Here is a 13,135-nt window from a genome sequence, read left to right as displayed (position 1 = left end):
TGGGATTTTTTTCGTTAAAAGTATTTCATTTTATTTCCTATTTTTACAGCATCTATATTAAAAAGAAATGTATCAAAACATCAAAAAAGTAACTCTACTAGTATTTTTTCTTATTGCCTTTAATGCCAGCTCTCAAGACAAGAAATTGGATTCCTTAAAGAATATACTCAACACAAAAGTACCTGATACAACCAAGCTACAAGTCCTGGCAAATATTGTAAACAGTGTTGAAAGTACCTCAAAAGAATATACGCTTTATAATGATAAATTTAAGGAAATAGCTGAAAAACTGCTGAAGCAAAAGAATCTTGATGAAGCGTCCAGGCTCAATGCTGTTTCCGCCATCGGACAGCACTATGTTCAGAAAGGGTTTCAAGTACAATACAACGATTATATTTCGGCTATAAAATATCTCAACATGAGCTTGCCTTATTTTGAAGCAAAAAAACACCGAATCTATAAAGCTTCTGTTCTTATTAGTTTGGGTGTTTTGTATAATAAAATAGGTAGTGCAGAAATAGCGACTGCCAATAACTTCAAAGCTTTGCGAATTTTTGAGGAAGAGAAGCATCCATCGGGAATTTCGTATGCTACTCAAACCATCGCTAATTTGTATAACGAACAAAAGAAATACAAAGAAGCTTTGCAATACTATCTTAAAACCTACGACATTTATTTCAAGAAAGACGATTTACTGCTTCAAGATAACATTCAAAAAGTATTGCTTTTTAAAAACATAAGCAAATGCTATCAAGAACTTAAAGACTGTAAATTATCAGAATCGTATCTGTTGAAAGCTTTAGCATTGGCCAAAGAAATCAATGATTTTGACTCCATTTCTGAAGTCTATTATGAGATGGGACAGTTTGAGATTGTGTGTAATGCAAACTACAACCAAGCATTAGAATATCTTCAAAACTCCTATTCAGCATCTGAAAAGCTAGAGAAACAAGCCAAAAGTCAAATATCCATAGGAAAAGTTTATATCAAGTTGAAGGCTTTTGACAAAGCCGAATCGTATTTGCAGAAAGGTTTAGAGAACGGAAAAAAAATCAAGAACTTAAAGTTTCAAAAGGAAGCAACAGATTATCTTGTTGAATTGTATAAAGTCAATAAACAGTATGATAAAGCTTTTGAAATGAAGGAGTTGAACACGGCAATCAAGGACAGCATCAAAGCCGATTTGAACAAGGAAATACTCCTAAAAAAACAGCTCCAATATGATTATGAAAACAAAGAAAAACTCAATAAATTACTTCAAGAGAAGAAAATAGATGCATTAAAATTGAAGGCTCAACAGAAAGAAGCAACTCAAAATAATTGGCTCATTGCTCTTTCCGGTGTATTGATGATGGTGTTGCTTGGTGGCTATTTTTATTACCGAAACAGCAAACAAAAACAAGCCATTAGTACTTTAGAGAAAAACCAAATCAAACAAAAACTGCTCATCAGCCAGATGAATCCTCATTTTATATTCAACTCGGTACAAAACATCAGGACTTTGATTAAGGACCACCAAAACAATGAAGCCGTTGATTATTTGGACCGATTTTCTAGGCTAACACGTCAAATTTTAGAAAACTCAAATGAAAATTATATTTCCCTAGAAGAAGAGGTTGAAATGCTGGAAAATTATCTTTCCATTCAACAGCTTTTGTATGACAATAAATTCAGCTACACCATTGATGTGCAGGAAGGAATTGATAAAGAATCGGTATTCTTACCGCCGATGCTTGCCCAGCCTTTTATAGAAAACGGCATTAAGCACGGCTTGAGCAACACGTCGGAAAACGGAAAAATAAGCGTTCATTTTTACTTAAAGAATGACAAGCTGTTTTTTGAAGTGACCGATAACGGAAAAGGATTTGACACCGATAAAAAAGTATCTCAACACAAATCTTTAGCAATGAACATCACTAAGGAACGCTTGGTTACTTATACGAAAAACAAAGATTTTGAGGTGCAAACCGAAAATTTAATCAATACGGATGGTGCTATTGCAGGAGCAAAAGTTGTTTTTGAAATTCCCTACATTTACGAAAACTAAACCAACATGCTAAGAGCCATCGTTATTGACGACATCGAAAAAATAAGAAAAGAGAACATAGCCCTTATCAAATCTTCTTGTCGTACGATTTCAATCATCGGTCAAGCCGATTCTGTTGATTCGGGGATAAAATTAATCAAACAACTTGACCCTGATTTGGTTTTTCTTGATGTTGAAATGCCTGATGGAACGGGTTTTGATTTGTTGCAAAAGCTCAGCCCTATTTCTTTTAAAGTGATTTTTATTACCGGTTATGAAGACTTTGCCATCAGGGCTTTCCGATTTTCGGCGATTGATTATTTGTTGAAACCTTTAGATAGAAAAGAATTGACCGAAGCAGTAAAAAAAGCCGAAGACGCTTTGAGCAAGGAAGTTTTTGATATGAAACTCCACAATTTATTTGCAAATTTGGAACGTCCTAAAAACCTCCAAAAACTGATTCTCAAAACAGCTGATAAAATTTATTCCATCAACATACAGGACATTGTAAACTGTGAATCGGACAAAAACTATACTACTTTTCATTTTATAAACGCTCCTTCTCTTGTAGTTTCCACTAATTTGAAGGAATATGAAACCCTGTTGACTCCGTATAACTTTTTCAGGACCCATAAATCACACTTGATTAATATGGCTTTTTTTGACCATTTCATAAAATCAGAAGGAGGCAACACCATTGTGATGAAGAACAAAACTGCTATTCCGCTATCGGTTCGAAAAAAGGAAGAATTCTTGGTGTTGCTTGATCGTCTTTAAACTATTAAAAAAAAAAAACGGTTCTACAGGAATTTGCCACGTTAGTAGTTCATTTATCTACGTTAGTTCATTGCTTAAAATTATCTTTTGGATTTGTATTAGTATTGTATTGTGATTACAGTATAATAAAACATTAACATTTACATTACCTATTTGCTGTTTGTAATACCTAAAGATTAATTATGTTTGTCTGCTTTTTCAAAAACAATCAATCATTAAACAAAAACCCTATTAACAACTTATGAAAAAATTTTACTTTTTAGTACTGATACTGCTAACGTTTTCTGCTTTTGCACAAAACTACGGGTACACAGTTTACAACACTTCCAATTCTGGTATCGCAAGCAATTATGTAGGCGATATTAAAATTGATGCCAATGGATTGCTATGGATTTCATCCTACAGTGGTGTTTCTACTTTTAACGGAACTACTTTTACCAAATACAACACCAGTAATTCAGCAATTGCTTCCAACGCTATCTTGAAAATTGAAATAGATGGATTGGGAAGAAAATGGATGGCTTCTCAAAACAACGGAATTATTCGGTATAGCGGCACAACTTGGACCAACTATACAACCTCCAATTCTGGACTCCCTAATAATGCCATCAAGGATATCGCAGTTGATGGCTTGAATAATCTTTGGGTAGCATCTCCTTCGGGACTTACAAAGTTTAACGGGACTACCTGGACGACTTATCCTGCTCTTACTGATATTAATTCTATTGCAACGGACAGCAATAATGGGGTATGGGTATCGGCAGGAAACGTATTATATAAATTCAATGGAACCGATTTCAACATCATTACCGATGGAGTACAAAAAATACTAAGAATAGCAAACAATACGATTTATATTGACGCTTTTGATGCTTTGATGACCTATACAACGGCCGGAACATTCCTTAATATTTATTTCCAAAACACTTCTTGTCTAGCAGGATATCAGCTTAACGCTTTGGATCTAGATAGTAACAACAAAGCATGGATTGCATTTCAAGGCGATGGCTTGCAAAATTTCACCGACTGTATTTCTTATACTTCCAACTCAGGTTTACCGGATAACTATATAAGTACAGTTAGAACTCAAGCGAACGGAACAATATGGTCGGGAACATTGCAGTTGGGTTTGGTAAAAATGACACCTAGCGCTTCAACTTGTAGTGCTCCAACACAAACATGGGCTGAAAATATTACACCAACTACTGCAACACTTAACTGGATTCCGGCTGTTCCGTCTCCGGATAGTTATGTGATTCGTTATAATACTACAAATGTAATTGGAGGAATTCAAACCGCTACATTTTCTTCACCTTTGACCTTAGAAAATTTAACCCCAAACACCGATTATCATTGGTGGGTTGCTTCTGTTTGTGGCGAACAGCAATCCAATTGGGTATATGGAGGGTTCTTTTATACACTACAAGCGGCACCTACTTGCAACACTCCAACAAATTTGGGAATATCTAGCATGACGTCTAATTCCTGCCAGATGAGTTGGACAACACCATCGCCAATACCTAGTTCTGGATTTGAAATTTATTTGGCAACAAATAATATTGCTCCAGTTGCAACTACAACACCAACATTAACAAGCACTTCATTAGGTGTACAAGCAATAAACGGATTAACAGCTGGTGCTACCTATTATTATTGGATTCGGTCAAATTGTGGCTCTGGAAAGAGTAGCTGGGCATCTGGCGGAAGCTTTACAACACATTCATCATTTGGCTGTAATGAAGCGGTTTATGGACTCTATCCAACTACTAATTATTTGCCTACTTGTAATGGAGGTAGTGACCAAATTGTTCCAGATGCTTGGGCAGGTGAATATTCTAACGTTAGTGTTGCTACTAACCGCCAATATACATTTACAAGTTCTGTTCCAACCGATTTTATTACCCTAACAAATACTTCTGGAACTGTAGTTTTAGCAAGTGGATCAACACCTTTAATTTGGTTATCTGAATCAACTTCGGGAGTGATACGCTATTATTTGCATACCAATCAAGACTGTGGTATCCAAAACACTAACAGAGCAAAATATATACAATGTGTTCCTATAATAAACTGTGGTTTACCAACTGCTTTATCGGTTTCAAACATTACCTCTAATTCTTGCCGATTAACTTGGAATGCACCAACGCCAGCTGCCAGTTCCTATGATCTCTACGTTAGTACAAGTAATACAGCTCCAATAGCTGGAACTACTGCTACTCAAACCAGCAATGGCAATATTGTTGGGTCATTAAACGGATTAGCGTCATCAACTACTTATTATTATTGGGTACGTTCAAATTGTAACGGAACCAAAAGTGCTTGGGTATCAGGAGGAAGTTTCACTACTATTATAGCGTTAAATTGCAATGGTGCCATTTATGGATTATATCCAGAGGCAACTTTTACACCAACGTGTTCGCCAAGCAGTGAACAAATTGCTACAGATGCTTGGGCTGGTGAATATACGAATGTTAATGTAACGTCAAATCATCAATATACGTTTTCAAGTTCTATTGCTACAGATTTTATAACGATAACAAATGCATCTGGAACAGCAGTTCTAGCTAGTGGGACTTCGCCTTTAGTTTGGAATTCTAATACAACTTCTGGAATTATAAGATACCACCTCAATACCAATACAAATTGTGGTGTTCAAAACAGTGGCAGAATTAAATATATTCAATGCACGGTTTCACAAAGTTGTGGATTGCCAACTAATTTATCAGTTTCAAATATTACATCTAATTCTTGCCGATTGTTTTGGAATGCACCAACACCTGTTGCGAATTCTTATGATATTTATTTAAGCACTAACAATTCTACTCCTCAAGCCACAACGAATGCTACTCAAACTAGCGTTCCCAATCTTGTACAATATTTAAACGGCTTAACTGCTTCAACTACTTATTACTATTGGGTACGTTCAAATTGTAATGGTACTAAAAGTGCTTGGGTTTCAGGGGGAAGCTTTACAACTATTTCTTACTTAAATTGTAATGGTGCAACTTATGGCTTGTATCCAAATTCAACTTTTATACCAACATGTACTGGAAGTGTTGAACAAATTACTACAGCTGCTTATGCGGGAGAATATTCTAATGTAAGTATATTGGCAAATAAGCAATATACCTTTAGTAGTTCAATCGCGACAGATTATATTACCATTACTAATGCAACTGGAACAACGCTCTTAGCAAGTGGAGTAACACCATTGGTTTGGAATTCTGCTACATCGGGAATAATACGATATCACATCAATACGAATGCTAATTGTGGTGTACAAAATGCAAACAGAATTCGTTCTATAAAGTGCGAGGACGCTTCAGGTTGTAATGTTCCAACACAACTATATTACGATGGTTTGAGTTCGACATCTAATAACATTGGCTGGGTCGCTTCAACGCCTGCACCAAGCAATGGCTATGTGTATTGTTACAGTACCGTTAACGACCCATTTTCAGCTGGAGCTATCACAGGGACTACTACGGAAACATTTGCCGTTTTAAATAATTTATCGCCAAACACTACGTATTATTTTTGGGTAAAATCTAATTGTGGTAACACACAAACCAATTGGGTTTCGGGAGGTTCGTTTACCACATATCCTGCTTCAGGTTGTAATGCTCCAACACAACTGTATTACGATGGTTTAAGTTCAACATCTAATAATATTGGCTGGGCAACACCAACACCTGCACCAAGCAATGGCTATGTGTATTGTTACAGCACCGTTAATGATCCATTTTCAGTTGGAGCTATTACAGGCACTACAACGGAAACATTTGCCGTTTTAAGTAATTTATCGTCAAACACTACCTATTATTTTTGGGTAAAATCCAATTGTGGTAACACACAAAGCAATTGGGTTTCGGGAGGTTCGTTTACCACATATCCTGCTTCAGGTTGTAATGTTCCAACACAACTGTATTACGATGGTTTAAGTGCAACCTCTAATAATATTGGCTGGGCAGCTCCAACGCCTGCACCAAGCAATGGCTATGTATATTGTTACAGCACCGTTAATGATCCATTTTCTGAAGTAGCTATCACAGGGACTACTACGGAAACATTTGCCGTTTTAAATAATTTATCGCCAAACACTACCTATTATTTTTGGGTAAAATCCAATTGTGGTAACACACAAACTAATTGGGTTTCGGGAGGTTCGTTTACCACGTATCCTGCTTCAGGTTGTAATCCTCCAACACAGTTTTGGGCAGATGAAATCAATGCAACAACAGCAACAATTGGCTGGGTGCCTCCAACCAACACCCCAGATAGCTACATCTATACCTATAATACAACAAACGAGATTATCGATATCCAAGATAGTACGGCGTTCACTTTCGCAAATCTAGAAAATTTAACACCAAACACGGATTATCATTGGTGGGTAGCTTCCGTTTGTGGAGAAACACAAACCGCATGGACCTATGGAGGCGTGTTTACTACGCTTCAAGGAGCAACTCCAACATATTGTTTTGAGAAAATAGCGGGTGGTCGCAACTTTACATTAGCAATAAAATCAGACGGTACACTTTGGGCATGGGGAAATAATTCTTACGGACAATTAGGCGATGGTACAACCGTAAACAAATTAGTTCCAACTCAAATTAGTACCAGTACAGATTGGGAAAGTGTATCGGCTGGTTTTGGTCATTCGGTAGCGATAAAAAATAATGGTACTTTATGGACTTGGGGTTTTAATTTACAAGGGCAATTAGGTGATGGTACCAATACAAATAAAACAGTTCCAACACAAATTGGCACCGCAACCAATTGGGAAATAGTAGAAGCAAGAGGGCAGCATAACATTGCAAAAAAATCAAATGGAACACTTTGGGCTTGGGGAAGTAATTCGTTTAGTCAGCTTGGTGATGGAACCGCAATCAACAGATACTCGCCAATACAAATCGGAACAGCCACTAATTGGCAAAGTATTGGAACAGGTGGAGCTCATTCTATGGCAATAAAAACAGACGGAACTCTTTGGTGTTGGGGATTTAATTCTAATGGACAAGTGGGAGATGGAACTGCAACGAATAGATATGTACCTACGCAAATTGGTACAGCAACCAACTGGAAAAGTGTAACAGGTGGTTCATATTTTACCATTGCTACTAAAACAAATAACTCGCTTTGGACATGGGGTAGAAATTATAATGGTGAATTAGGACTTAATGATACAACAGATAGAAGCGTGCCTACACAAGTAGGAACAGCAACGAATTGGGATAAAATAGCTGCCGGTGAAGATCATGCTCTTGCTTCCAGAACTTATGGAGCTTTATTTGCTTGGGGATATGACTCGGTTGGTCAAGTAGGAAACGGTTCATCAACGGAGAATGTACTTGCTCCAACATTACTTTTGAATGTTCAAAGTTGGATCAGTCTAAAAGCAGGTGGAACACATTCATTAGCCATTGATAATGAAGGTAAATTATATACTTGGGGTAATAATTCTGAAGGACAATTAGGTAACGGTTCAACAGTTATTGATTATGAGGTGTATGGTTTCCTTCCTTGTCCTAACAATAATTTGTCTGTAGAGGATCTTAGCCAAATGAACAGCTTAAAAATATATCCAAATCCCGTAACAGATGCTTTGAATATTGTTGCCATGCAAGATATCGCATCAGTATCGGTTTATAACATGTTGGGTCAAGAAGTCATTGTTAAAGCTATTCATGCAAATGAAGTTTCAATTAACATGTCCAACTTAGCATCCGGAACCTACTTGGTAAAAGTTAACACTGAGAATAGTACGAAAACCGTAAAAATCGTCAAACTATAGAAATGCAGTGCCGAATTCTTTTTTGAATTAGACGTATTATCTAAAAATCAATCCCGTTTAGCAATAAGCGGGATTTTTTTATGGAAATATTGTATTTTAGTTTACGAAGAAATGAAAATAATATGATCCGATTGTATATAATGCTATTTTTTGTTTGCCTTTCGGCGAATGCACAACAGTTGGAATTAAGAATTGAAACCACGACATGGAACATTATCTGGAAGAAAACGCACAACATTTTCTAGAAATTACGATAGTAATCCAAAAAGCCATATATAAAAAGGAAATGCCTGAAGAGCTCTTCAAGGAAATAATCACCGATCCGTATTTTCTGGAAGGTGTTTTTACAAGTAATAAGACCCGAATTGATTTTGGTAAGTTATAAATCCTATGCATAATGAAAAAAGTATCTGAAAAAATGGGTATCAAAACCGGCATGCGAAGCCTTCTTATCAAAGCAGAAGCTGATGTTGTGGCCACAATCGATTATCCAGAATTAGATCTAAAAACCAAACTGGTTGGCGATTTCGATTATATTCATTTCTTTGTAACCAAGTCGGTCGATTTTCATAAGCAGTTTCCAAAGCTGGCAAAACATTTGCGGGAAACGGGAATGCTTTGGGTTTCATGGCCAAAAGCAGGACAAAATAATACTGAGCTGCATCTCGCTACCGTCATAAAACTTGGTTATGATTATGGTTTGGTGGAAAGTAAATCGATAAGTGTGGATGCTACATGGTCGGCTTTGAAGTTTACACATCCTAAAAAAGGGAAAGTTTATAATAATAGTTATGGGAAACTTAGGGAGGATTCTTAAAGCAAAAACCCCCGAAAGAAAACTTCCGAGGGCTTTTCAGTCAATATAAAAACCTAATTATTGCTTTATTACCTTAATTGTTTTTTCAGCGTTATCGGCTGTTACTTTTACAAGATACGTCTCACTTGCAAGTGATGACATATCAATTTGAGACTGATTGGAAGCAGTATTCCTAACCATTATTTCCTGACCCAAAACGTTATAGACCGCCACTTTCGTGATGTTTTTATCATACGATAAATTCAAGATGTCCTTAACAGGGTTTGGGTAATAGGCAAAGGTGTTACTGTTGAATGTTCCCGTATCCAATTGGTTTGCCCAAATGATATTGTCTATATACATAGAAACGAATGCCGCTTCTCCAGGAACCAAACGCAAAGCGATGTAGGTGTCGGTTCCCGTATAGTTGGTGAAATCTACCTCGAAAGTAGAGAATTCAACCGGAACGGCAAGTGTTTCCTTTGGTGTAAACACACCATCTGCCGTATTGCTGTTCATAGTTCCAACTTCTATTTCAACCGGAGGGCCAGCCATATCCAAACTTAATTTGTGGGTTCCAGCATTTAGGTTGGTTACCTGTGGCAAAACCAATATTTGCTCATCTTCGGTGGTAGAAAATCCTTTAAAGATGTTAACGGCATTTGGAACCGAACCTGCCTCGAATGCTTTTACCATGATGCCATCGAGAGAAATTTCTGTCGAAGGTCCCCTGATGATTTCTGTCCAGCAATTTGGAAGCGTATCAAGATCAGTGGCATCAAAATTTTCGTCAATATCAGCTACGGCAGCACATTCCGGGGCTGGAACATCCCAAGTGATATTGTCTAATAGTATTGCCAAATATTGGGCATTTCCAGCATTCATACGGAAACCAATGTAAGTGTCTGTTCCTTCATAGTTGCTAAAATCAACCGTATACAATTGGGTGGTTGACGTTAGATCTATGGTTTGGAATGTAGTGAATACTGCAGTTCCTGGATTGTTGCCGTCTAATGTGCCAATTTGCAATTGTGTTTGGGATGCATTGGTTACCAGTGAATAGAATTTCAAAAGATGTGTTCCAGCGTTTATATTTGAAAGTTTTGGAGTAATCAAGATATGATCAGCATTGGCTCCAGAATTTGCCTTGAATATCCATGTTACATTTGGACCCGATTGGATGGTGCTTTCCATGGTTCCAACGGTTGCACTAGGAGCCAGTGTTTCTCCCCTAAGGATTCTAGACCAACAATCAGGCAGGGCTGGTGTGGTAACACTGTCGAAATTTTCGTTCAAGGTGGTGGTTGCCAAACATTCGGTTGTGAATGTAACAGGTCCAATCCACAGGCCATTTCCGGCTTCGCAAACAGAACGCACCCATAGATTGTATTTGGTAGCGGTTGAAAGCCCTGTTATTGGTGTTGTCGGATTTTGTGTTGCCGTAACAGGAGTCAATGTTTCAGGATCTGTGATGGATACTGCTCCATAGGCTACCTGCCATTCTGTTTCACCCTCGCCTGAATTCCAATTGATAGTGGCTCCATTGGCGGTAATGTCTGTAACTTCAATTCCGGAAACATCAGCACAGGCAGGAATGGCTTCCCAAATGATGTTGTCAAGGAAAGCATAATTGGTTCCCACGCCATCAATCCTGATTCCGATATGGGTATCCGTCATTCCGCTGTTGCTTGAAAAAGTCACGATATATTCGGCCATTGTTAGGTTGGGAACCACGGTTTCATATACGGTAAAATCTGAAACTTGTGCAGTTCCACTCATTGTGCCAATTTCAATCGGAACATTAAAACCACTTTGTGCTTGAAATCTCAAACGGTGTGTTCCGTTGCCCAAATTATTCAAGGTAGGGGAAACAAGTATCACATCATCCGTAGCCGTATTTGTTGAGCCTGTACCAAACTGAACGGAATTAGGTGCTGAAAATACCTGATTGGTACTGGTTTGAATGGTTGCACTCGGATTTAATGTTTCGCCTCTAAGTATTTTAGTCCAGCATCCAGGTAGAACAGGAGCGGTTACGGCATCAAAATTTTCGTTAAAAGAAGCCACTGCTTCGCAATTGGTTGTAAATGTAACAGGCCCTATCCATCCGCCAAAGCTTGATTCGCAAGAAGAACGTACCCAAACAGTATAGTTAGTTGCAGGATCCAATTCATTGATCAGTATTGTAGTGTTATCGGTATCTAGCGGTGTCAAGGCTTCAGGATCAGTAGCATTTTCGCCAAAAGCAATCTGCCAGTTGTTTTCGCCTCCATTGGCAATCCAAGTCACGGTAGCCTCATTTGTGGAAATCACAGGAATATGAAGTTCTGTTACATCTGCACAAGCAGGGTTCGCTTCCCAAACAATATTGTCAACATAGATGGAAGAACCTATTCCTGGCGAAGTCATCTTGATGCCAATATAATTGTTTTCTTGGTCGTAGTTTGAGAAATCAATAATATATTCCTCTGCTTCAGTTGAAACCTGAATCTCTTCAACAAGATCATAACTTGAATCAAGTGTGTTGGTGTCCAGTGTTACGACCTGCAAGAAACCGTTAACTCCCACGTCTTTAGCTGTAAATTTAAGCCTGTGTGTGCCACTACCAATATTAGAAAGTATAGGTGAAACCAAAATAATATCGTCGCCTGAATCCGTATTGGAAACAGAGTTGTAGAAAAGCACACTATTCGGTTCAGAATCAATAACCATCCATGGAGTGGTTTGTATAGTAGATCCCGAAGATATCGTTGGGCCTCTAAAAATGGTAGTCCAGCAATTAGGTAGTTCAGGAACGGTAACTTCATCAAAATTTTCATTGAAGGACGTTGCCGGTTCACATTCGGTCTTGAAAAAATCCTGGCTCGTCCAAGCACTAAACCCATCCGAATCACAATTGCTTCTTATCCAAAAATAATGAACTGATCCTGAAGCCAGAGAAGTTAAATCGGCAGTAGTTCCCGAAGTCACACTTCCTGTAGGTTGAGTTGATGCGGAAGGTTGTGTAGCATTTTCTGATATAAAATATTGAATTCCTGCAGAGGCATCCAGCGGTTCATCCCATGAAAGCACTGCTGTATCAAATGTAATTTCAGAGATACTAGCATTGGTTGGGACTTGGCACGAAGCTGTAATTCCGTTGAAAATAATGTTGGGAACAAAAGCCATCAGCCGGCTTCCTTCTGGTAGATTGTCGACATCAACGATATTGCTGTCAGAATAATAGGCAAGCGATCGGTTATTGAAAACAGCAGTGTTATAGAAATTATCGTTATGGCTGTCGGCTCCATCAACGTCTTCCTTAACAGCAATTACAAGATTGTCTGTTCCATTGTAAGCAAAAGGAGTGTTAAAATCAATAGTGAACCATCCCTCTCCAATATTCAAGGATCCTGTGTGAACTTCTGTCAGATTAGTCGGCAACACCCAGTCAGAAATAGTTGCAAAGCTTGATTTTGGTGTATGTCCGATATATACCGTAATGTTTTGATTTGCCAGATTGGTTTCCCCAGAAAAATACCATTCCAACGAAGTGATACTTCCTTGAGCATTAATCTCTTCAGCAAGATAAATAGTCTGGGCATAGCCATAGTTGTAATTCGGTTCAAAGGGAACTGCCTGATTTTGATCGGTTCCAGTGCCAATGGGTACTTGTGCATGCAATCCGAACGACATTAAGAAGTGGACGACAGCGATTAGGAAAATACTTTTTTTAATTTTCATATTATTTGGTAATGGTTTG

6 protein-coding genes are annotated in these 13,135 nt (G+C 38.0%); 5 read left to right on the top strand and 1 reads right to left on the bottom strand.

What is annotated here, in order from left to right; genetic code table 11:
* Positions 1 to 67: 67 nt before the first annotated feature.
* From J2X31_RS03530 to J2X31_RS03510, 5 genes are all read left to right on the top strand, one after another.
* Positions 68 to 2,047: a tetratricopeptide repeat-containing sensor histidine kinase gene (locus J2X31_RS03530; RefSeq protein ID WP_310024457.1), complete on the top strand. Its 1,980-nt coding sequence runs from the start codon at positions 68 to 70 to the stop codon at positions 2,045 to 2,047.
* 6 nt (positions 2,048 to 2,053) lie between these two features.
* Positions 2,054 to 2,803 (top strand): LytR/AlgR family response regulator transcription factor, encoded by a 750-nt coding sequence (locus J2X31_RS03525; protein ID WP_310024456.1) that lies wholly within the window; start codon positions 2,054 to 2,056, stop codon positions 2,801 to 2,803.
* Positions 2,804 to 3,044: 241 nt separating this feature from the next.
* Positions 3,045 to 8,597, top strand: a complete 5,553-nt coding sequence (locus J2X31_RS03520) for a fibronectin type III domain-containing protein (RefSeq protein WP_310024455.1) — start codon at positions 3,045 to 3,047, stop codon at positions 8,595 to 8,597.
* A gap of 205 nt (positions 8,598 to 8,802) precedes the next feature.
* Positions 8,803 to 8,982, top strand: a complete 180-nt coding sequence (locus tag J2X31_RS03515) for a hypothetical protein (protein WP_310024454.1) — start codon at positions 8,803 to 8,805, stop codon at positions 8,980 to 8,982.
* 12 nt (positions 8,983 to 8,994) lie between these two features.
* Complete coding sequence (locus J2X31_RS03510; protein WP_310024452.1) at positions 8,995 to 9,414, top strand: hypothetical protein; 420 nt, start codon at positions 8,995 to 8,997, stop codon at positions 9,412 to 9,414.
* Between the two features lie 57 nt (positions 9,415 to 9,471).
* Here J2X31_RS03510 and J2X31_RS03505 read toward each other — a convergent pair whose 3' ends face one another.
* Positions 9,472 to 13,116, bottom strand: coding sequence for a T9SS-dependent choice-of-anchor J family protein (locus J2X31_RS03505; RefSeq protein ID WP_310024450.1), 3,645 nt, complete (start codon positions 13,114 to 13,116; stop codon positions 9,472 to 9,474).
* Between the last annotated feature and the right edge of the window lie 19 nt (positions 13,117 to 13,135).

This window comes from Flavobacterium arsenatis (genome assembly GCF_031456785.1).
In the GTDB taxonomy this organism is placed as follows: Bacteria; Bacteroidota; Bacteroidia; order Flavobacteriales; family Flavobacteriaceae; genus Flavobacterium; species Flavobacterium arsenatis.
Note: the sequence above shows the minus strand (reverse complement) of the source record. Positions and strands in the feature narration are given on the sequence as shown.